Raw genomic sequence first — 20,346 nt, 5'->3', positions numbered from 1 at the left:
GACCCGCATGCCTTCCTTCGACTTCAAACAGCTGGACGTTTTCAGCAGCGTGGCCCTCAAGGGCAACCCGTTGGCCGTGGTGCTGGGCGCCGACAGCCTGAGTGACCAGCAAATGGCGGATTTCGCCAAGTGGACCAACCTCAGCGAAACCACGTTCTTGCTCAAGCCTCGTGATCCACGGGCCGATTATCGCGTAAGGATTTTCACCACCCTGCAGGAACTGCCGTTTGCCGGCCATCCAACCCTCGGCAGTTGCCATGCCTGGCTGCAGGCCGGTGGGCAGCCCGCTGGCGAGGAGATCATCCAGGAGTGTGAAATTGGCCTGGTGCGCATCCGCCGCCAGGGCGATGAGCTGGCGTTTATCGCGCCACCTCTGCTGCGCTCCGGCCCGCTCGAGGTCGAGTTGCTTGAGCGCGTGCGGCGGGGGTTGGGCCTTGAACCCGGAGCGATTTTGCGTAGCCAGTGGGTGGATAACGGTGCGGGTTGGCTGGCGGTGATGCTGGCGGACCGGGAACAGGTACTGGCGCTGCGTCCGGACTACTCGCAATTGCTGGGGTTGGCCGTGGGCGTGATCGCGCCGTGGGACCCCGCGCGGGACGGTGACGAGGCGCAATTTGAAGTGCGTGCCTTTATTGCAGGCGACGGTGCGCCGGAGGACCCGGCCACCGGCAGCCTGAATGCCGGCGTCGCCCAGTGGCTGCTGGGCGAAGGCCTGGTGCCCAGCCGCTATGTGGTCAGTCAGGGCACCGCCATGGGCCGCGCCGGGCGCATCCGCGTGGAGCGCAGCGGCGAGGAAATCTGGATCGGCGGCGCAGTGGCGCTGTGCATTGAAGGGCGACTACAGCTCTAGATCAATGCAATTGTTACCGGGCCTGCAATAAACTGTTCCGCACTTGGCGTTTGTGCTCGGCGGTGCACGAGGCATAAGCTTTCGCCCCAACGATTTTTGGCCTGCCTTTTTCAGGAGCATCAATGTCCAGCCAGTTCCCCGAAGCCCGTCCACGCCGCCTGCGCCGCTCCCCGGAGTTGCGTGGCCTGTTCCAGGAAACCGAATTCACCCTCAATGACCTGGTGCTGCCGATCTTCGTTGAAGAAGAAATCGACGACTTCGTGCCGATCACCAGCATGCCCGGGGTGCAGCGCATTCCCGAGTCGAAGCTGGCCGGCGAGATCGAACGCTATGCCAACGCCGGGATCAAGTCGGTGATGACCTTCGGCGTGTCCCACCACCTGGACGCCTCGGGCAGCGACACCTGGCAAGAACGCGGCCTGGTGTCGCGCATGTCCTCGATCATCAAGGACGCGGTGCCGGAGATGATCGTGATGTCCGACACCTGCTTCTGCGAATACACCGACCACGGTCATTGCGGCGTGATGCACGGCGCCGAGGTCGACAACGACCGCACCCTGGTCAACCTTGGCAAACAAGCCGTGGCCGCCGCCCGTGCCGGTGCCGATGTGATCGCGCCGTCCGCCGCGATGGACGGGCAGGTCCAGGCCATCCGTCGGGCTTTGGATGAAGCAGGTTTCAGCCATATTCCGATCATGGCCTACTCGACCAAATTCGCCTCGGCCCTCTATGGCCCGTTCCGCGAAGCTGGCGGCAGCGCGCTCAAGGGCGACCGCAAGAGCTACCAGATGAACCCGATGAACCGCCGCGAAGCGGTGCGTGAATCGTTGCTGGATGAGCAGGAAGGCGCGGACGCGCTGATGGTCAAGCCGGCGGGCGCGTACCTGGACATCATCCGCGACATCCGCGAAGCCTCGCGCTTGCCGGTGGCGGCGTACCAGGTGAGCGGTGAGTACGCGATGATCAAATTCGGTGCCCAGGCGGGCGCCATCGATGAAGCCCGCGTGGTCCGGGAAACCCTGGGTTCGATCAAGCGCGCCGGTGCGGACCTGATCTTCACCTACTTTGCGATGGACCTGGCACTGGCCGGGATCTGAGTAACCTGTGGCGAGGGAGCTTGCTCCCGCTGGACTGCGCAGCAGGCCCCTTTTTCAGGGCCGCTTCGCGCCCCAGCGGGAGCAAGCTCCCTCGCCACAAAAAGCCGATATCTGCTGCCCGGTGACTTACCGCTGTGCAAACGCCAGGTTCAGCCCCAACCCCGCAAACGTCGCCGCAAAACTGCGGCGCAGCCAGTTCTGTACGCGTGGCGACTCGATCACCGCACGGCGGAACACGTTGGCCAGCAGGCCATAAATCACAAACACCGCAAACGTCATTGCCATGAACACACTGCTCAGCAACAGCATTTGCAAGGCCGGTGCGCTTGCGCCCGGGGTGACGAACTGCGGCAGGAACGCGAGGAAGAAGATCGTCAGCTTGGGATTCAGGATATTCAGCAACAGGCCCCGTACCATCAGGCTGCGGGCGCTGGAAATCGTCGGTGTGTCGTTCATGGCAAAGGCCGATCGGTCCCGCCAGGTGGCGTAGGCGAGGTACAGCAAGTAGGCGGCGCCAGCATACTTCAGGGCTTCGAACGCCAAGGCGCTGGTGTGTAGCAGGGCCGACAGGCCAAGTACCGAGGCCAGCAAGTGCGGGACAATCCCTGCGGTGCAGCCCAGCGCCGCGAATACGCTGGCGCGCTTGCCGGCGGTAAGGCCCGTGGATACGGTGAAGATCACGCCGGTGCCCGGAATCAGCACGACGATCAGGCAGGTGATGAGGAAGTTCAGGCTGAGCATGGCATTCAAACTCCTTGTAGGAACGACGGGTGCCTGATCCTTTCATGTTCTGCATTTATTGGCGAGTGCAGCAGGTCGGCGAACCCCGGTTAGACTTATCGGTCGATATCTGCCAAGACTGGCCCATCGTCGCCCAAGGAAGCCCCATGCATTCATCCCGCCTGATCCTGTGCCTCACCACCTTGCTGGTGCTGGCTGGCTGCTCCAGCCAGCGCACCGAGCAATTGCCCGAGCGCAGCGAAGCCGAGGTGAAGGCGCAGATCGTGCGGCTGATGCCCACCAGTGTGTCGGACCGCAACGGCTGGGCCCAGGACATCTACACCGCCTTCAACACGCAGAACATCTACCCCGGCACCGAAAACATCTGCGCGGTGCTGGCCGTGACCGAGCAGGAGTCCACCTATCAGGTCGACCCGCCGGTGCCGAACATGGGCAAGATCGCCCAGGACGAAATCCTGCGCCGCGCCGCTAAAGTCCACGTGCCGGCGGTGTTGGTGCGCACGGCGCTGCAACTGCGCTCGCCCACGGGCAAGTCCTACGCCGAGCGCCTGAGTGCTGCGCGTACCGAGAGGGACCTGAGTGGGATCTTTGACGACTTCATCAGCGTCGTGCCGCTGGGCAATACCTTGTTTGGCGGTTTCAACCCGGTGCATACCGCCGGGCCGATGCAGGTCAGCATCGACTTTGCACAGAAGCAGGCCCGGGATTATCCCTACACCGTGGATGGCAGCATCCGTCGGGAAGTGTTTACCCGCCGAGGCGGCATGTACTTTGGCATCACCCATTTGCTGGGCTACCCGGTGCACTATGACCAGATGCTGTACCGCTTCGCCGACTTCAACGCCGGTTGGTACGCCAGCCGTAATGCGGCATTCCAGGCAGCGGTCAGTCGGGTCTCGGGCACCACGCTGGCGCTGGACGGTGACCTGATCAACTACGGCTCGTTCCTGCCAGGCACCACCGAACTGGCAGTACGCTCCCTGGGCAAGGCACTGGACATGCGCAACCCGAGCATCCGCAGTCAGCTGGAGCAGGGCGAGCGCCTGGATTTTGAAGACACCACCCTGTACCAGCGTGTGTTTGCCCTGGCCGACAAGGCCGCCGGCAAACCGGTGCCGCGGGCAATCCTGCCGGGCATCGTGCTGAAAAGCCCGAAGATTACCCGCAACCTGACCACGGCCTGGTTCGCCAAGCGCGTGGATGAGCGTTATCAGCGCTGTATGAAGCGATAGGCTTATCGTAAGGGATTTGCGGCTCTGATCTTGGTGGCCGAGGGGGGGAGCGTGAGTTACACATGACGTTTGATCCCAAGGAAGACTCCGCCATGACCGCCCATGCCATCCCTGAAGGTTTTACCGCGCTGCGTCGCAGCAGCCCATTGCTGGATTTGCTGGGGCCGGTTTACTGCCGGGGCGAAGGGCTGCAATTGGAGATCGGCCTGCGCGCCGACAACCGCCACGCCAACGGGCGTGGCACCGTGCATGGTGGCGTGTTGGCCACCCTGGCGGATGTGGGCATGGGTTACGCCATGGCATTTTCCAGCGAACCGCCGTTGCCATTGATTACCGCGAGCATGACCCTGGATTACCTGGGCGCCGTGCAGGTGGGCGAATGGATCGAGGTGCGGCTGGAGCATCACAAGCGCGGGCGGCAGATGGCGTTTGCCACGGTCAGTGTGCAGGTGGGGGAGAAGGTGGTGGTACGCGCGAACGCGGTGTTCGCGGTGCCCCAGGCGCGGGACTGACCGATCGCAGTCCTGTGGCGAGGGGGCTTGTCCCCCGTTGGGCCGCGCAGCGGCCCCTAAAACCCGCGATGAAGTTCTACCTGAACCACCAAGGTCAATGTAGTGGGGCTGCTACGCAGCCCAACGGGGGACAAGCCCCCTCGCCACAGCCGGGCCTTCTCCCTGTTGCTCTTGGAAATCAGCTGCGCTCAAGCGCTAGCGCTACACCCTGACCACCACCGATGCACAGGGTGGCCAAGCCTTTCTTCGCGTCACGCTTGATCATTTCATGCAGCAGGGTCACCAGCACGCGGCAGCCTGACGCGCCAATCGGGTGGCCGATGGCAATCGCGCCGCCATTGACGTTGACCTTGGCTGCATCCCATTCCAGCTCTTTGCCCACCGCCAGTGACTGTGCGGCAAAGGCTTCGTTGGCTTCGATCAGGTCCAGGTCGCCCAGGCTCCAGCCGGCTTTGTCCAGGCAGCGGCGGGTGGCCGATACCGGGCCAATGCCCATGATTGCAGGGTCGACACCGGCGTTGGCGTAGCTGGCGATGCGTGCCAGTACCGGGAGGCCCAGGGCCTTGGCTTTATCCGCGCTCATCAGCAGCACAGCAGCCGCGCCGTCGTTGAGGCTGGACGCATTGCCAGCGGTCACGGTGCCGTCTTTCTTGAAGGCCGGCTTGAGCTTGGCCAGGGCTTCGGCGGTGGTGCCGGCGCGTGGCTGTTCGTCCACGGCGAAGGCAATCGGGTCGCCCTTGCGCTGGGGAATCAGGATCGGCGTGATCTCATCGCTGAAACGCCCGGCTTCAATGGCCGCCGTGGCTTTTTGCTGGGAGGCGGCGGCGAAGGCGTCCTGGGCTTCACGGCTGATGCCGTACTTGTCCACCAGGTTCTCGGCGGTGATGCCCATGTGGTAGTCGTTGAACGCATCCCACAGGCCATCGGTGATCATGCTGTCGATCATCTTGGCGTGGCCCATGCGCAGGCCGGTGCGGGCGGCCGGCAATACGTACGGTGCCAGGCTCATGTTCTCCATGCCGCCGGCGATGATCACCTCGGCGTCGCCACAACGGATCGCTTGCGCGCCGAGGTGCAGGGCCTTGAGGCCCGAGCCGCAGACCTTGTTCAGGGTCAGGGCCGGTACGGCGTGGGGCAGGCCGGCGAGGATCGAGGCCTGGCGGGCCGGGTTCTGGCCGCTGCCTGCGGTGAGCACCTGGCCAAGGATCACTTCATCCACCAGCGCGGGGTCGATGCCGGTCTGCTCCAGCAGGCGACGGATCACTGCGGCGCCCAGCTCCGGGGCCGGGATGCTCGCCAGCGAACCTTGAAAGCTGCCCACGGCGGTGCGGGTGGCAGCAACAATCACGACGTCTTGCATGGAATCTGTCCTCACTGGAAGTGCATTTCTGGAACGTGGTCCGGGACGATCAGTTTACCGGCTGTCTTGCTGACGATCTCTTCAACACTGACGCCAGGTGCGCGTTCCTTGAGGACAAAAGCGCCATCTTCGATTTCCAGGTAGGCCAGGTCCGTCAGCACGCGCTTGATGCAGTTGGCGCCGGTCAGCGGCAGGCTGCAGCGGCTGAGCAACTTGGATTCACCGTCCTTGGAGGCGTGGGTCATGATCACGATGATGTTCTCGGCACCGGCCACCAGGTCCATCGCGCCGCCCATGCCCTTGACCAGCTTGCCGGGAATCATCCACGAGGCGATGTTGCCTTGCACGTCGACTTCGAAGGCACCGAGCACGGTCAGGTCGACGTGGCCGCCACGAATCATCGCGAAGGATTCGGCCGAGGAGAAAATCGATGCGCCAATGCGTGCAGTGACGGTCTGTTTGCCGGCGTTGATCATGTCGGCGTCGATGGTTTCTTCCGTCGGGAACGGACCCATGCCCAGCAGGCCGTTTTCCGACTGGAGCATCACTTCCATGCCTTCGGGGATGTAGTTGGCCACCAGGGTCGGGATGCCGATACCGAGGTTGACGTAGAAACCGTCCTGCATTTCGCGGGCGACGCGTTGAGCCATTTGTTCGCGGGTAAGAGCCATTGCTTGTCTCCTTATTATTTGGGCTGGTGGATTATTTGCGGAGGGTGCGCTGTTCGATGCGCTTCTCGAAGGTGCCGCAAATGATCCGGTCGACGTAGATCCCTGGGGTGTGGATATGCGCCGGGTCCAGCTCGCCCGGTTCGACGATTTCTTCGACTTCGACCACGGTGATCCTGCCGGCGGTGGCCGCCAGCGGGTTGAAGTTCTGGGCGGTGTGGCGGTAGATCACGTTGCCGAAGTGGTCGGCTTTCCAGCCTTTGACGATGGCGAAGTCACCGGTGATGGACTCTTCCATCAGGTACGGGCGGCCGTTGAATTCACGGGTTTCCTTGCCTTCGGCGACGGGCGTGCCCACGCCGGTGGCGGTGAAGAAGGCCGGAATGCCGGCACCGCCGGCGCGCAGTTTTTCGGCGAGGGTGCCTTGGGGGGTGAGGACCACTTCGATTTCGCCGCTGAGCAGTTGCTTCTCGAACAGCGCGTTCTCACCGACGTAGGAGGCGAAGACCTTGCTGATCTGCTTGCCTTCCAGCAACAGGCCCAGGCCGAAGCCGTCAACGCCGCAGTTGTTGGAAACCACGGTCAGGTTGCGGGTGCCTTTGCGCTTGATTTCGGCAATGAGGTTTTCCGGGATGCCACACAAGCCAAAGCCACCGGCCAGAACCGTCATGCCGTCTTCCAGGCCTGCCAGCGCCTCTTCATAGGACGCTACGCGTTTATCGAAACCTGCCATATGCACCTCTTTTATTGTTTGTGGGCCAGCCATATGAGCCGAGTGTTGCGCCGACGGATTGATTTGTTAAGTTGTTTTTTAAGGTTGATTGATTTAAAAAACAGCACAGTCGCCAGCCGTTGGGAGAAGCTTCATGACAGTTAAACAGATGCGCGCCTTTCTTGCCGTGGCCCAGACCCTCAGTTTTGCGGCGGCCTGTGAGCGCCTGCATCTTTCCCAGTCGGCCTTGAGCCTGACCATCAAAGGCCTGGAAGAGGGCCTTGGCGGGCGCTTGTTCAGCCGCAATACGCGCAATGTCGCGCTGACGCCCGAAGGCGAATCCCTGTTGCCCCTGGCCCGGCGCCTGATCGCCGATTGGGAAAATGCCGAGGATGAGTTGCGCCAGCGTTTCACCTTGCAGCGCGGGCGGGTGACGGTGGCGGCAATGCCGTCGTTTGCGGGCAATTTGCTGCCGCCAATCCTGAAGATTTTCCGGGCGCGCTATCCCCATGTGAATGTCACGGTGAATGACGTGATCAACGAACAGGTCCTGGAGATGGTCCGGGATCGCCAGGTGGAGTTGGGCGTGGCGTTTGAGCCTTCGGAAAGCGCGTCGCTGGCGTTTACGCCGCTGTATGTGGACCGCTTTGTGGCGGTCGTGCCCGGTGACTCGCCGTTGGCGCGCCGGTCTGATATAGACTGGCAAACCCTGCTCGAACAACCGTTTATCACGTTGCAGCGACCGTCCACGGTGCGGGTGATGCTGGAAGAACACCTCAAGGCACGGGACATGAAGCTGCCCGTGGCGCTGGAGAGCCATCAATTGGCGACGGTGGGCAAGATGGTCGCCAGTGGGTTGGGTGTGAGTGCGGTGCCGGCGTTGTGCGCGCGGCAAATGCAGGAGGCGGGCGCCCACTGCATCACGTTGAGCGAACCGGTGATTGAACGACCGATTGGTGTATTGACCAAGCCGGGGCACGAACTTTCGGCGGCGGCCCAGGCCATGTTTGATATTTTTCGGGATGAAGCGGGGAAGGGGCGATTTCCGGCGTTGTTGCAATAACGACCGACAATAAAAAAGCCTGCTCGTTTAAGCGAGCAGGCTTAAGTAATAAGTGCGTAGTTATCAGCAGTATCTGTCGATCACTTTAACCTGCGAATGGCCTTTGAGGTTCTGCCACTCGGTATTAAGTGTATGAAAGACCTGCTCGATAAAGTTGCGATCGGCGGCGGCTTTCTTGCCGACATAACCCTGGCCGCGGCGGTACATCTTCAGGCGCGCTGCCAGTTCACGGTTATTCCTGTCGAACTCTTCTTCCACGGTGTGGGGCGCCAGGCAGTCAATATGGACCTGGCCCGATTTACCAATCCAGAGGATATGGTCGTCGAGCGTGTCTTTCTGCGCTGCGAACATCTCAGCCAATTCATCGATAGTTGGTTGGTTGTTCAGATTCATGTGTAAGCCCCTTGACCAGTTGGCGATCTTTAGTTGATCCGTTAAAACTACTAAGTTGTCTCCGGCTCAGAAAACCGGGCGTCAGCGACTGTCTGCCGAATACGGGCAGGGTCTTGAACCTGATGCATGTAGTCTTGCTGATGACCTGCTACGCAATGGTTTCATAACGAAGACAAGCAGCGTTTGAGCTCCTTGTACCGATCCTTTCGGGCCGGTCAGCTTCATCAATCTGCCTTGTGGGCAGTGCACATCCGGGAAAAACAGCTCGGCGGTCAGACGAGCTTGTTCAAAACGCTTGTTACCAACGCTCCCGATCCGGGAGACGCTTGAATCATGCAATTACAAAATGGTTACGTCAACGATTATGTAGTGATTATTTTTGAGCACTACATAAATCCTTGCAGGGCGGGGCTGAAGCCGGAAACCGTGACTTGGGCGTCATTTTTTGTTCGGGTTGGTCGAGGGTTTGGCGGTTCTTTGGTGGCGAGGGAGCTTGCTGTGGTGAGGGGGCTTGTCCCCCGTTGGGCTGGGCAGCGGCCCCACGAAAAGCGGGAGCGCTGCGCACTCCAACGGGGGGCAAGCCCCCTCACCACAGACAACTCCTCTCACCAGGGGGGGCGTGTTAGCCCAGGCGTTCTACCAGCAGAGGCAACAACCGCTCGCAGGAGGCTTCGATCTTCAGCTGCAGCAACTCATCGCCCCGGGTCTTGCCCAGGTTGATGGCAATCACCGGTTTACCCTGGTCAACCATCGCCTTGCACAGGCGAAACGCTGAATAAGCCATCAACGACGATCCCACCACCAACAGTCCTTCAGCGTCGTTCACGGCCGCCATCGCCTTGGCTGCGGTGCCCTGGGCGACGTTCTCGCCGAAAAACACCACGTCCGGCTTCAGCCGTTGCCCGCCGCAGTGCGGGCAGCGGGGCACCTGAAAGCGCCCTTCAAAGGCCGGGTCCAGCAAGGTATCGCCGTCTGGCGCCTGGACCGCGTCCACTCCCGCCAGGTAGGGATTTTCGGTCTCCATTTGATGCTGGATCAGATCCCGCTCGCTGGTTTGCTGGCAATCCAGGCACAGCACCCGGTGCAGGCTGCCGTGGAGTTCGATCACATCATGGCTGCCAGCCTGGTCGTGCAGGGTGTCGACGTTCTGCGTGATCAGCCCGGTAATGCGCTGGCGCTGCTGCAAGGTAGCCAGGGCGATGTGCGCGGCGTTCGGCTGCGCGATACGCACCCTCGGCCAGCCGAGCATCGCCCGGGCCCAGTAGCGGCGGCGGGCCTCCGGGGTGGCCAGAAACTCCTGGTACATCATCGGCGCCTTGCCCCGGCGCACACCTTCGCTGTCGCGGTAATCGGGAATGCCCGACGAGGTGCTGATACCCGCACCGGTGAGCACCAGGAAGCGCCGTTCGGCCATGGCCCGGTGCAGGCTGTCGAGGTGGTCATCGACCGGATGTTGCAGGGTATCGAGCATGGGGTCCCCAATGATTATTCGCCGCGAATGTACTGCTCCAGCTGTTTGATCAGGTCGGCCTGTTCGGCAATGGCTTCCTTGACCAGGTCGCCGATGGACAGCAAGCCAAGCAGCTCGCCGTTCTCCACCACAGGCAGGTGCCGCAGATGTCGGTCAGTCATGATAGTCATGCAGGTCTCGACAGTTTGGTGAGTGTCGACGGTGATTACCGGTGAATTCATGATCTCGTGGGCTTTGGTTGCCACCGAGGACAATCCATGGAGGATGACCTTACGGGCGTAGTCTCGTTCGCTGATGATGCCCACTACCTTCCCGTCCTGGAGCACCGGCAGGGCCCCGACGTTTTTCGACGCCATCACGATAAGCGCCTCGAACACCGTATGGTCGTGGGGGATGGTATGGACTTGCTGGTTTTGCTGGTCTTTGGACTTTAACACTTGGGCAACGGTTTTCATGGAGGCCACTCCGGTGTTGTTATTGTTGGGAGGTTAGCAGTCCCTACAGAATCCTAGACGGCTCACGGCAGGGCAAGGTCCAAAGCGGCGTATATCTGCTCGAAAAACGTCATTGTCGCGACTTTTACTGCCTGTCACCCCTTGTTTGCCGGTTTTGCCGCGCGTTTCGGGCTGGCGGCGGTCTTACGCTTGGCCGGCTTGCGCTTGTTTTTCCACGGTGTGGCTCCCCGTCCTGCCGGGCTGGCGGGGCCGCTGATGGTCAGGCGCATGCCGGTGCAGCGGGTGACCTGTTTGCTCATCCACGCCGCCTGTTTGGCGACGAACTCTTCCAGGCTCATCTCACCGCTTTGCACCATGTCCAGCGCCTGTTCCCAGATAGCCGTGGTGCCGGGATCGGCGATTGCCCGTGGTACCGCATCGATCAGGCTGAACGCGGCAGGGGTTGCCGACAGCGCCTTGCCGTTTTTCACCAGGTAACCGCGATCCAGCAGGCCCTGGATGATCCCGGCCCGGGTGGCTTCGGTGCCGATCCCGGTGGTGTCCTTGAGTTTTTGCTTGAGCAGCGGGTCTTCCACCAGTTTGGCGACGTTTTTCATTGCCTTGATCAGGTCACCCTCAGTGAAGGGCTTGGGCGGCTGGGTCCACAGGTCCTTGAGGTTGACCTTGGCCACGGCGTAGTCCTGGCCCTGCACCAGTTTCGGCAAGGACTGCGGTGCAGGCGCTTCGCGGCCCTTGGCCGGCGCCAGCGCTTCCGGCAAGGCGCGTTTCCAACCGGGCTCGACGATGACCTTACCGACAGCCCGCAAGGCTTCACCGGCGCAGTCGAAGTCTGCCTGGGTGCGGTCGTATTCGTGGTTGGGCAGGAACTGCGCGAGGTAGCGGGCGCGAATCAGGGTGTACACGGCGCGATGCTTCCCCGTCAGTTGCCCGAGGTCCTTGCCCGCGCCGGTGGGGATGATGCCGTGGTGAGCGCTGACCTTGGCGTCGTTCCAGGCCCGGGAGCGACGCGTAGGGTCCATGTGCGGCATCAACGCGTTGACTGCCGGGTCGGCGCGACCCAGCGCCGCGAGAATGTTCGGCGCGTCGCCGTGCTGGCTCAGAGGCAGGTAGCCGCAATCGCTGCGCGGGTAAGTGATGACCTTGTGGGTTTCGTACAGCGACTGGGCAATATCCAGGGTTTCCTGGGCGCCGAGGCCGAGTTTTTTCGAACAGATTTCCTGCAAGGTGCCGAGGTCGAAGGGCAGGGGCGCGACGTCGCGCATCCGTTCGGTGCGCAGCTTCACCAGCCGCGCACTGGCGGCATTGCCCATGGCGTCGGCTGCGTCCCGGGCGAGCTGCGGATTCAGGCAACGGCCCTGGTCGTCACAGGCATCGTCGGTGGCGCGCCACTGCGCGGTAAAGGTGATGTTGTCGTGGAGCAGGTCCACATCGATGGCCCAATACGCGATGGGTACGAAGTCGGCAATGCTGCGGTCGCGGTCGACCACCAGGCGCAGGGTCGGGGTTTGCACCCGGCCGACCGGCAACACCCCCTGATAACCGGATTGACGACCCAGCAGGGTAAACAGCCGGCTCATGTTCATCCCGATCAACCAGTCTGCGCGGGAACGGCCGAGGGCCGAATGGTAGAGGCTGAAGGTTTCGGTGCCGGGCTTCAACGAGGCCAGGGCCTTGCGGATCGACGAGTCATCGAGTGCCGAGAGCCACAGCCGCTGGATAGGACCGCGATAACGGCAATGCTCCACCAGCTCCCGGGCGATCATCTCGCCTTCACGGTCGGCATCCGTGGCGATCACCAGTTCCTGGGCTTCCCCCAGCAGGCGCTTGACCGCCTTGAACTGGCTGGCGGTCTTGGGTTTGACCAGCATCTTCCACTTCTCGGGGATGATCGGCAGGTCAGCCAGCACCCAGCGCTTGTACTTGGCGTCGTAGCTGTCGGGCGGGGCGGTTTCCAGCAGGTGACCGATGCACCAGGTCACGGTAACGCCTGCACCCAGCCAGCAACCGTCGCCACGCCGGGTCGCGCCGAGCACGGCGGCGATATCCTTGGCCTGGGACGGTTTTTCACAGAGGAACAGCCGCATGGTCACCACATTCGCTACGTAATTGAATGGGGAGCAGGATGCGCAACAGAAGGGAATTGATCAACCTTTATCTGTATGGATGTACAGCAAAAGGTTGCGCTGCCGGTCGGGCGACCGGCAGCGACGGCAGACTCAGTTATTGTCGATATCGACGTTCTTGGTCTCTTTCAGGCAAATCAGCCCCACGATCAGGCTCACCCCGGTGATCACCACCGGGTACCACAGGCCATAGAAGATATCCCCGGTGTACACCACCAGCGCAAATGACACGGTTGGCAGGAAGCCACCGAACCAGCCATTCCCGATGTGGTACGGCAGCGACAACGAGGTGTAGCGGATGCGTGTCGGGAACAGTTCCACCATCAGCGCCGCCAGCGGGCCGTAGCACATGGCGGCGATCAGGATCAGTGCCACGATCAGCACCACCACCATGGTTTTGTTGACCTGCGCCACGTCAGCCGACTGCGGATAGCCCGCCAGGGTCACGGCGCCTTTCAGGGCAGCTTCGTCGTAACCGTCGATACGCACATCACCTACGCTCACCTGCACCGCGCTGCCAGCCGGGGCGGCGGCGCTTTCGTACGGCAGGCCCTGTTTCACCAGGAAGGTCTTGACCTTGTCGCACGGGCTGTCAAAACGCGCCTTGCCCACCGGGTCGAACTGGAAGGTGCAGGTGGCCGGGTCGGCCAGCACGGTGATCGGCGACTGGCGGCTCGCGTGGTCCATCGCCGGGTTGGTGTAGTGCGCCAGGCCCTTGAAGATCGGGAAGTACAACGCGGTGGCCAGCAGCAGGCCGACCATCAACACCGGCTTGCGCCCCAGCTTGTCCGAGAGCCAGCCGAAGAAGATAAAGAACGGCGCACCGATCACCACGCTGATGATCAGCAGCATGTTGGCCAGGGCCGGGTCCATCTTCAAAAACTGTGTGAGGAAGAACAGCACATAAAACTGCGCGGCATAGAACGTCACCGCTTGCCCGGCGTTGATGCTGAACAGCGCAATCAGCACGATCTTGAGGTTTTCCCATTTGCCGAAGGACTCGCGGATCGGCGCCTTGCTGGCCTTGCCTTCCTCTTTCATTTTCAGGAACGCCGGCGACTCGTGCAGGCTCAGGCGGATCCAGGTGGAGATGCCCAGCAGCACGATCGACAGCAGGAACGGCAGGCGCCAGCCCCACACTTCGAATTGGTCTCCGGTGAAGTAACGGCACGCCAGCACCACCAGCAACGACAGCAGCAGGCCGAGGGTCGCGGTGGATTGAATCCAGCTGGTGTGAAAGCCCCGTTTGCCCGCCGGGGCGTGCTCGGCCACGTAGGTGGCTGCGCCGCCGTACTCACCGCCCAGCGCCAGGCCCTGGAGCATGCGCAGCGCCACGAGGATGATCGGGGCGGCGATGCCGATGCTTGAGTAGGTTGGCAGCAGGCCCACGCAGAACGTGGCCAGGCCCATCAGGATGATGGTGGCGAGGAACGTGTACTTGCGTCCGATCATGTCACCCAGCCGACCGAACACCAGCGCACCGAACGGGCGCACCACAAAACCGGCGGCGAAGGCCATGAGGGCGAAGATAAACGCCGTGGTGTCGTTGACCCCGGCAAAGAACTGCTTGCTGATCACCGCCGCGAGGGCGCCGTAGAGGAAGAAGTCATACCATTCGAACACCGTCCCGAGGGAGGAGGCGAAGATGACTTTCTGTGTGTCGTTGCTCGAGCGTGCGCCGAGCGCCGGGTCCAGGGGTTGAGCGTGTTCTGACATTTGGGTAGCCCTCACAGTGATTATTTATTGTTGTTCCACTGTCGGCGCCGAATCGGCGCCGCTGTTCCCCTGTAGGAGCCGGCTTGCCGGCGATGGCGCTCTCAAGCTGTGCACAACACTTGAAAATGCCATCGCCGGCAAGCCAGGCTCCTACAGGTCAAGCCGGTAAAGTCAGTTCTTTCTCCGGGGCGAGGCTCCTTGTGTTCGGCGAAAGGATTAGCTGCGCGGCTTTTTCCGCGATCATCAGCGTGGGCGAGCAGGTGTTGCCTGAAGTGATGCGGGGCATGACCGACGCGTCGGCGATGCGCAGGCCGGGAACGCCGTGCACCCGCAGTTGAGCGTCGACCACGGCGTCTTGGTCGGTGCCCATGCGGCAGGTGCCCACCGGATGGAAAATCGTGGTGCCAATGCGGGCAGCGGCCTCTTGCAGCTGTTCGTCGGTTTGCAGTTCGGCGCCGGGCAGGTATTCCACCGGGTTGAACTGCTTCAGGGCCGGGGCCGAGACGATGCGCCGGGTCAGGCGGATGGCGTCGGCGGCGACGCGCAGGTCTTCCGGATGGCTGAGGTAGTTGGGGCGAATCAGCGGCGCGTCTGCCGGGTTGGCCGAGCGAATGTCGATGCGGCCGCGGCTTTGCGGGCGCAGGTCACACACCGAGGCGGTGAAGGCCGGGAACCCGTGCAGCGGCTCGCCAAAGCGCTCCAGGGACAGCGGTTGCACGTGGTATTCGAGGTTGGCCGACGTCTGCTCCGGCCCGGAGCGGGCAAACGCGCCCAACTGGCTGGGCGCCATGGACAGCGGGCCGCTGCGGTCGTACAGATAACGCAGGCCCATGCCCATCTTGCCCCATACCGTACCGGCGATCTGGTTAAGGGTGCGCGCGTTTTCCAGCTTGTAGATCAGGCGCAGTTGCAGGTGATCCTGCAGGTTGCCGCCGACGCCGGGCAACTCGTGCAGCACATCGATGCCCAACGGTTTGAGCACGCTGGAAGGGCCGATGCCGGAGCGTTGCAGGATGCCGGGTGAACCCACGGCGCCGGCGCACAGGATGATTTCCTTGCGTGCCCGCCAGGTGACGGGTTGGCCGTGCTGGCGAGCAACCACCGACGTGGCGCGGCCGTTCTCCAGCAGCACGCGGTCGACTTCAACGTCAGTCATCACCGTCAGGTTGGGTCGCTGGCGGACCGGCTTGAGAAACGCCTTGGCCGCGTTCCAGCGCACTCCGGATTTCTGGTTGACCTGGAAATAGCCGCAGCCTTCGTTATCGCCCTGGTTGAAGTCACTGATGCTGTCGATGCCGCTCTGCTGCGCCGCATCGCGAAACGCATCGAGGATCGGCCAGTGCAGGCGCTGCTGCTCAACCCGCCACTCACCGCCGTCACTGTGAAATTCCGAGGCGCCGGCAAAATGGTTTTCGCTTTGCTTGAACAGCGGCAGCACGTCCTTCCAGGCCCAGCCGGGATTGTCTTCGGCCCAGCCGTCGTAGTCCCGGGCCTGGCCGCGCATGTAGATCATGCCGTTGATCGATGAGCAACCGCCCAGCACCTTGCCACGCGGGTAGCTCAGGGCACGGCCTTGCAGGCCTTCCTGGGCTTCGGTCTTGAAGCACCAGTCGGTGCGCGGGTTGCCGATGCAGAACAGGTAGCCGACGGGAATATGGATCCAGGGATAGTTATCGCGACCGCCGGCTTCAAGCAGCAGCACGCGATGGGCAGGGTTGGCGGACAGTCGATTGGCCAGCAGGCAGCCTGCGGGGCCGGCGCCTACTACCACGTAATCGTATTCAGCAGCTGCAATGGGCATCTGAGGTCTCGCTTGTTTTTCTTATTGGCTCCATCCTAGTTGTTAGTTTTCGTCTTAAAAATGTTAGTTTTTACCCAGCTGCTGTGCGTTTTTAGACAGCGATGCTTTCAAGGTGGAGAGCGGAGGCGACATGTTCGACTGGAATGACCTGCGGTTCTTTCTTGAGTTACAGCGTAGCGGACGCTTGCTCACGGCCGCGCAACGCCTGAAAACCACCCACGCCACCGTGGCCCGGCACATCGAGGCCATCGAGAAAAGCCTGGGCACCGCGCTGTTCGTGCAGCACGCCCAGGGCTACGAACTCACCCCCTCGGGCGAAGCGCTGCTCAAGCATGCCGAAGCCATGGAAAACGTGGCGCTGCTGGCCGAAGAAGAACTGACCCATTCGGCTGCGCCCCTGGGCAAGATTCGCCTGGGTGTGGCCGAGGGTTTGGGCGTGATGTTCCTTGCCAGCCGCATGGGTGGCCTGTTCGAGCGCTACCCGGGCCTGGAGGTGGAGCTGCTGGCGGTGCCACGGTTTGTCAGCATCCTCAACCGCGAAGCAGAAATCAGCATCCACCTGGAACGCCCCAGCGTCGACCAACTGGTGACCCGCAAACTCACCGACTACCGCCTGGCGCTCTACGCCAGCCGCAGCTACCTGGACCGCACGCCGCCGATTGAAAAGCGCGAGGATCTGGCGGTGCACGCCTGGATCGATTACGTCGACGATTTGCTGTTCAGCCAGGAACTGAAATTTCTCAGCAGCTTTTGCCGCAACCCCAAGGTGGTGTTCCACAGCACCAGCGTGATCGCGCAGCACCAGGCGGCGCGTTCGGGATTGGGGATTGCCGTGTTGCCCTGCTTCATGGCCGCCAGCGACCCGGACCTGGTGCCGCTGCTGCCGGGGGAGAGCATCCAGCGCAGCTACTGGATCAGCTCCCGCCGCGAGTTGCACAAGTCGGTAAGGTTGCGGGTGTTGTGGGATTACCTGGTGGAACTGTGCGCGCGGGAGCAGGGGGTTTTGTTGGGTGAGGGTTAGAGCTTCACCACCTGATGCACCTGCTCCCCACAGGCACGGATTTCATTGATCATCTTTTCAAACGGCGCGCTGACAATTTCATCGTGGGTCAGCCAGCGTATCTTCTGCGTCAGGACGTAGTGATAACGCCAGTCGCCCTTTACGCGTTCACCCGTCAGGTCCAGGTCGTACCACGGCGAGCGTACCTGGCAGGCCTTGATGTCCTTGTCGATCTGCCCACCCGACAGGGTGATGGTGTAATCCAGCGTCTCGGGATTGCCTATATACAAGTCGGCCAATTGCCCATTGCGGCGGTAGTTGAGCAGCCCGTCCCATTTCTCTTGCAGCACCGCATCGTTGTAGACGTGGTCGTTGCCCAGCGGCTCCAGCGGCCGCATGTCGGTCAGGGTGGCGCTGACCTTGTAGCTGGCCGGGATCAAAAAGGCCGTGGCAGGGCGCTCGACCTGGCAGTCGGTGATCTGTTTGCCGAAGTTATCGCAGATGTTCTGGTCGCTGGCGGTCGCACCTTGCTGGCGGTCGGCGACGCTCAGTTGCATCAGCGGCATGCCGCGAAAATCAACGGTGGCCGAGACGCGGGCGGTGCCATGGGCGTCGAAGCGTTCCTGCTTGTCGAGGATTAGCGTGGCGGCGGCGGGTTGCAGCGGGATGTGTTCTTCACGCACCTGGCCCTGGGCGTTGGTCACGAGCACCCAGCGGTCCTGGATGTCGGGCAGGGTCTGTCCTGGGGCGAAGATCGGGTTGGTCGGGTCCAGCCACCACACCTGGCCATCGACTTCGGCGCGAACGATCGCGTGGTTCGGTGCGCCGGTGCCGGGAATCAGCAGCGGGTAAGCCACGTCGCCCCGGCTGACCCACGCGGGTTCGGCCTTGATTCCGCTGGCCTTGAGCATGGCGGCCAGCAACGTCGAAAGGTCTTTGCAGTCGCCATAGCCGTGCTGCTCGATCTCCGCGAGGCTGAAGGGCACATAGCCGCGATCCGAGGCGCGCCAGTCGCCCAGGTAACGGTAGTGATCGTTGACGTGCTGCATCAGGCCGGCCACTTGTTGCGCAGGCGGCAGGCCGCGAACTGCGGCCACGGCTGCGGCGCCCTGGGGCGGCAGGCTGGCGCCGAGGATCTGGTTGTAGCGTTCGGCGAAACCGCCGAAGTACTGCTGGCGGTCCAGGGAACTGCCGACTTCAATGCGCGGGGCGCGGCGTATGTAGGCGTTGCCAGATTCGTTGATGTAGCTGAGGTAGGTCGGGGCCTTTTGCACCACGTCCAGGGTCTTGCGATTGGCGGATGGCGTAATGCTGAAACCTTCCATCAAATCGCTGCGCCACTCGATGGGCCGCTCGGCGGTGAACCGTGCCTTGAAGCGGTCACGCCGTGCGGCGTTGGGGCCGAACTGCAAGGCGTAGTAGAACTCGGTCATCAGCGGTTTGGCGGGGTGGTGTTCGCGCACTGTGTAGCGGATTTGCGTGCCGACCCGCAGGTTGGGGAACGCCAGCGAGGTCTGTTTTTCCCGGGAGAAACCCTGGTCAGGGTTGGGGGCGGTGCGGGTGTCGATCTGCGTCGCGTCCAGGGGCACCGGTTTGCCACCAGGCTGGGTGGACTCGGCCTTGATCAGCTCGAAGCCGTCCTCTTCCTGGTAGCTGAAGTCGATCCGCGAGAGCATTTCCCGGCCGCTGGGCTTGAGGATGGTGTAGTGGAAGCGGGTGGTGCAGTCGACGCTGGCGTCGCGATTGAAGTGGCAATGCAGCTCGGTGTCGCTGGCCAACGGCGCTTCGGCCATCGGTTGCAGGGCGGCAAACGCGCTGTGGCTGGCAAGCCCCCAGCTGATGCAGATCAGGGGACGGTAAAACGAAAAACGGTGCATGGGCGCCTCAGGTGGAACATTGACACAAGTACCCAACGGGTACCGAGAAGGCGCCAGATGATAATTGATCGCAATACGAATTTCCAGCATTGTCCGACAATTAATTCGTCTGAAAGGTCCGAAATAGAGCCTTCGTTAACGTTTTAAGGATTATTTGGCGAGTTCAAACTCGACACTGCCCAACCGCTCCCCATTCACCAACACGTGCACCGCGTGCTTGCCGGGATAGTGCTTGCGCGTGGTCAGTTCACGGATATGTTGGCCACGGCTAATCGAGTGATGTTCACCCGCGCCGAGGGTAAACGCCTTGAGCTTGAACACTTTCGACGCGCTGTGACCGGCGCTTTTTACGTAGTCGATGGCGTAGTCGACCACCAGTTTCTGCGACGTGTCGGCCGTGGATTCCAGACTGAAAGACAGGTTGATCCGCTCCCCGAGACTAATCACCGCAGGCTCGACCTTGAGCTGATGGATCTTCACCTCGGCCCTGGCTCCCGCCCCCATGATTGTCAGCGCCCGGGTATTGCCTTGCTTGATCAGGCTGCGCAGCGCGTGACGGGCGATCCACGCGGTGTGGGGATTCTCCAGGGACCAGCCTTCGATCAGGCTCAGTACCCAATCCGGGTGGTCCTTGGTGATGTCGTTGAGGTGGTTGGCCACCGATTTGCGCACGTACAGGCTGCTGTCCGCCTTGAGGTTGTCGAGGATCGACGCGCACAGGCTCGGGTCGGCCTGCACGCTGGCCAGGCGAAACGACCAGGGCAACCGTGGTCGTGAGCCTTCGCTGGCGAGGCGGCGAACGTGCTCGTTGTCATCCTGCGACCACTCTTGCATCACCGCCAGGGTGCGCTTGAAATCCCGCTGCAGAAAATGCCGCACGGCAAACTCGGCAGAGCCGAAGGTGGTGAAGTACTTGAGCGCGGCCATGGAGCGCTTGAAGTCTTCGCCGCCGTAGCTGGCAACGTAGTGGGGCAGGAACAGGCTGACAAAGGCGCTGTTCAGCCGGGGTGCCAGGGCATACAGCAACTTCAGCGTCTGGGGGTAATCCAGCGGGATCACGGCGTGCAGGCTTTCGCTGACCCGAGCCATGCGCTGCATCACCGACAGGTCCGCCAACCCGGCCTTGGCGTGCTTGAGGAAACCCTTGGCGTCGAACGCCGGGTACACCGCCGTCATTTCAGTGGCGATGTGCTGCAGGCGTTCGGCGTTGAAGATTTCCTTCAGGGCCGGGGCGCTTTGGTCGGTCATGGGCAAGTCCGCGGGTAGCCAGAGATG

General features: G+C 62.2%; 18 protein-coding genes. 6 read left to right on the top strand and 12 right to left on the bottom strand.

Annotated features, from left to right (window positions below; all coding sequences use genetic code 11):
• Positions 1–7 precede the first annotated feature (7 nt).
• Together MUM_RS0118025 and hemB are read left to right on the top strand one after the other, a co-directional pair.
• Positions 8–850 (top strand): PhzF family phenazine biosynthesis protein, encoded by an 843-nt coding sequence (locus MUM_RS0118025; protein ID WP_010172282.1) that lies wholly within the window; start codon positions 8–10, stop codon positions 848–850.
• Between the two features lie 122 nt (positions 851–972).
• A complete protein-coding gene (gene hemB / locus MUM_RS0118020; RefSeq protein ID WP_010172281.1) occupies positions 973–1,947 on the top strand; it encodes a porphobilinogen synthase in 975 nt (324 codons plus the stop codon).
• Between the two features lie 126 nt (positions 1,948–2,073).
• On the opposite strand, the gene MUM_RS0118015 is transcribed toward hemB, so the two are convergent.
• Positions 2,074–2,688 (bottom strand): LysE family translocator, encoded by a 615-nt coding sequence (locus MUM_RS0118015; RefSeq protein ID WP_010172279.1) that lies wholly within the window; start codon positions 2,686–2,688, stop codon positions 2,074–2,076.
• 146 nt (positions 2,689–2,834) lie between these two features.
• Here MUM_RS0118015 and MUM_RS0118010 point away from each other — a divergent pair, with 146 nt between their 5' ends.
• A complete protein-coding gene (locus MUM_RS0118010; RefSeq protein WP_010172276.1) occupies positions 2,835–3,920 on the top strand; it encodes a DUF1615 domain-containing protein in 1,086 nt (361 codons plus the stop codon).
• A gap of 92 nt (positions 3,921–4,012) precedes the next feature.
• The gene (locus tag MUM_RS0118005; protein ID WP_010172275.1) at positions 4,013–4,432 is read left to right on the top strand and encodes a PaaI family thioesterase; all 420 of its coding nucleotides are present in this window, start codon (positions 4,013–4,015) and stop codon (positions 4,430–4,432) included.
• 178 nt (positions 4,433–4,610) lie between these two features.
• On the opposite strand, the gene MUM_RS0118000 is transcribed toward MUM_RS0118005, so the two are convergent.
• Genes MUM_RS0118000 through MUM_RS0117990 form a run of 3 tightly spaced genes read right to left on the bottom strand, consistent with a single transcriptional unit; the run spans position 4,611 to position 7,193 of the window.
• The gene (locus MUM_RS0118000) at positions 4,611–5,792 is read right to left on the bottom strand and encodes an acetyl-CoA C-acetyltransferase (RefSeq protein ID WP_010172273.1); all 1,182 of its coding nucleotides are present in this window, start codon (positions 5,790–5,792) and stop codon (positions 4,611–4,613) included.
• 11 nt (positions 5,793–5,803) lie between these two features.
• Positions 5,804–6,463: a CoA transferase subunit B gene (locus tag MUM_RS0117995; RefSeq protein WP_010172271.1), complete on the bottom strand. Its 660-nt coding sequence runs from the start codon at positions 6,461–6,463 to the stop codon at positions 5,804–5,806.
• Positions 6,464–6,494: 31 nt separating this feature from the next.
• Complete coding sequence (locus tag MUM_RS0117990) at positions 6,495–7,193, bottom strand: CoA transferase subunit A (protein WP_008435892.1); 699 nt, start codon at positions 7,191–7,193, stop codon at positions 6,495–6,497.
• A 133-nt stretch (positions 7,194–7,326) separates the two neighbouring features.
• Between MUM_RS0117990 and MUM_RS0117985 the strand changes: the two genes are divergently transcribed.
• Positions 7,327–8,235, top strand: a complete 909-nt coding sequence (locus MUM_RS0117985) for a LysR family transcriptional regulator (RefSeq protein WP_029615981.1) — start codon at positions 7,327–7,329, stop codon at positions 8,233–8,235.
• A gap of 63 nt (positions 8,236–8,298) precedes the next feature.
• Here MUM_RS0117985 and MUM_RS0117980 read toward each other — a convergent pair whose 3' ends face one another.
• The 6 genes from MUM_RS0117980 to MUM_RS0117955 all read right to left on the bottom strand — a co-directional run bounded on the left by MUM_RS0117980 (position 8,299) and on the right by MUM_RS0117955 (position 16,194).
• The gene (locus tag MUM_RS0117980) at positions 8,299–8,628 is read right to left on the bottom strand and encodes a hypothetical protein (protein ID WP_003211618.1); all 330 of its coding nucleotides are present in this window, start codon (positions 8,626–8,628) and stop codon (positions 8,299–8,301) included.
• Between the two features lie 622 nt (positions 8,629–9,250).
• Complete coding sequence (locus MUM_RS0117975; RefSeq protein WP_010172264.1) at positions 9,251–10,099, bottom strand: NAD-dependent protein deacetylase; 849 nt, start codon at positions 10,097–10,099, stop codon at positions 9,251–9,253.
• A gap of 14 nt (positions 10,100–10,113) precedes the next feature.
• A complete protein-coding gene (locus MUM_RS0117970) occupies positions 10,114–10,554 on the bottom strand; it encodes a CBS domain-containing protein (protein WP_010172262.1) in 441 nt (146 codons plus the stop codon).
• Positions 10,555–10,688: 134 nt separating this feature from the next.
• Positions 10,689–12,638 (bottom strand): DNA topoisomerase III, encoded by a 1,950-nt coding sequence (locus MUM_RS0117965; protein ID WP_010172260.1) that lies wholly within the window; start codon positions 12,636–12,638, stop codon positions 10,689–10,691.
• A 132-nt stretch (positions 12,639–12,770) separates the two neighbouring features.
• Positions 12,771–14,393, bottom strand: coding sequence for an MFS transporter (locus MUM_RS0117960; protein ID WP_010172258.1), 1,623 nt, complete (start codon positions 14,391–14,393; stop codon positions 12,771–12,773).
• 157 nt (positions 14,394–14,550) lie between these two features.
• Entirely contained in the window at positions 14,551–16,194 is a 1,644-nt protein-coding gene (locus MUM_RS0117955) for a GMC family oxidoreductase (RefSeq protein ID WP_010172256.1), read from the bottom strand.
• Between the two features lie 130 nt (positions 16,195–16,324).
• On the opposite strand from MUM_RS0117955, the gene MUM_RS0117950 reads away from it, so the two are divergent.
• Positions 16,325–17,215, top strand: coding sequence for a LysR family transcriptional regulator (locus MUM_RS0117950; RefSeq protein WP_010172253.1), 891 nt, complete (start codon positions 16,325–16,327; stop codon positions 17,213–17,215).
• On the opposite strand, the gene MUM_RS0117945 is transcribed toward MUM_RS0117950, so the two are convergent.
• Together MUM_RS0117945 and MUM_RS0117940 are read right to left on the bottom strand one after the other, a co-directional pair.
• On the bottom strand, positions 17,212–19,071 hold the full coding sequence (locus MUM_RS0117945) for a DUF3857 domain-containing transglutaminase family protein (RefSeq protein ID WP_010172251.1): 1,860 nt from the start codon (positions 19,069–19,071) through the stop codon (positions 17,212–17,214). The genes MUM_RS0117950 and MUM_RS0117945 overlap by 4 nt on opposite strands.
• 150 nt (positions 19,072–19,221) lie before the next feature.
• Positions 19,222–20,319 (bottom strand): DNA alkylation repair protein, encoded by a 1,098-nt coding sequence (locus MUM_RS0117940; protein ID WP_010172249.1) that lies wholly within the window; start codon positions 20,317–20,319, stop codon positions 19,222–19,224.
• Positions 20,320–20,346: the final 27 nt, after the last annotated feature.

Origin of the sequence: Pseudomonas sp. PAMC 25886, assembly GCF_000242655.1 — a bacterium.
Lineage (GTDB): Bacteria > Pseudomonadota > Gammaproteobacteria > Pseudomonadales > Pseudomonadaceae > Aquipseudomonas.
This window is presented reverse-complemented; position numbering and strand designations above follow the sequence as displayed.

Bases quoted from the DNA above. Each gene is read 5' to 3' on its own strand.
- MUM_RS0117985 (WP_029615981.1), top strand. From the start codon at position 7,327: ATGACAGTTAAACAGATGCGCGCCTTTCTTGCCGTGGCCCAGACCCTC.
- MUM_RS0117965 (WP_010172260.1), bottom strand. From the start codon at position 12,638: ATGCGGCTGTTCCTCTGTGAAAAACCGTCCCAGGCCAAGGATATCGCC.
- MUM_RS0117950 (WP_010172253.1), top strand. From the start codon at position 16,325: ATGTTCGACTGGAATGACCTGCGGTTCTTTCTTGAGTTACAGCGTAGC.
- MUM_RS0117960 (WP_010172258.1), bottom strand. From the start codon at position 14,393: ATGTCAGAACACGCTCAACCCCTGGACCCGGCGCTCGGCGCACGCTCG.
- MUM_RS0118015 (WP_010172279.1), bottom strand. From the start codon at position 2,688: ATGCTCAGCCTGAACTTCCTCATCACCTGCCTGATCGTCGTGCTGATT.
- MUM_RS0117990 (WP_008435892.1), bottom strand. From the start codon at position 7,193: ATGGCAGGTTTCGATAAACGCGTAGCGTCCTATGAAGAGGCGCTGGCA.
- MUM_RS0117940 (WP_010172249.1), bottom strand. From the start codon at position 20,319: ATGACCGACCAAAGCGCCCCGGCCCTGAAGGAAATCTTCAACGCCGAA.
- MUM_RS0118000 (WP_010172273.1), bottom strand. From the start codon at position 5,792: ATGCAAGACGTCGTGATTGTTGCTGCCACCCGCACCGCCGTGGGCAGC.
- MUM_RS0118025 (WP_010172282.1), top strand. From the start codon at position 8: ATGCCTTCCTTCGACTTCAAACAGCTGGACGTTTTCAGCAGCGTGGCC.
- MUM_RS0118005 (WP_010172275.1), top strand. From the start codon at position 4,013: ATGACCGCCCATGCCATCCCTGAAGGTTTTACCGCGCTGCGTCGCAGC.
- MUM_RS0117945 (WP_010172251.1), bottom strand. From the start codon at position 19,071: ATGCACCGTTTTTCGTTTTACCGTCCCCTGATCTGCATCAGCTGGGGG.
- MUM_RS0117995 (WP_010172271.1), bottom strand. From the start codon at position 6,463: ATGGCTCTTACCCGCGAACAAATGGCTCAACGCGTCGCCCGCGAAATG.
- MUM_RS0117980 (WP_003211618.1), bottom strand. From the start codon at position 8,628: ATGAATCTGAACAACCAACCAACTATCGATGAATTGGCTGAGATGTTC.
- MUM_RS0117955 (WP_010172256.1), bottom strand. From the start codon at position 16,194: ATGCCCATTGCAGCTGCTGAATACGATTACGTGGTAGTAGGCGCCGGC.
- hemB (WP_010172281.1), top strand. From the start codon at position 973: ATGTCCAGCCAGTTCCCCGAAGCCCGTCCACGCCGCCTGCGCCGCTCC.
- MUM_RS0117975 (WP_010172264.1), bottom strand. From the start codon at position 10,099: ATGCTCGATACCCTGCAACATCCGGTCGATGACCACCTCGACAGCCTG.
- MUM_RS0117970 (WP_010172262.1), bottom strand. From the start codon at position 10,554: ATGAAAACCGTTGCCCAAGTGTTAAAGTCCAAAGACCAGCAAAACCAG.
- MUM_RS0118010 (WP_010172276.1), top strand. From the start codon at position 2,835: ATGCATTCATCCCGCCTGATCCTGTGCCTCACCACCTTGCTGGTGCTG.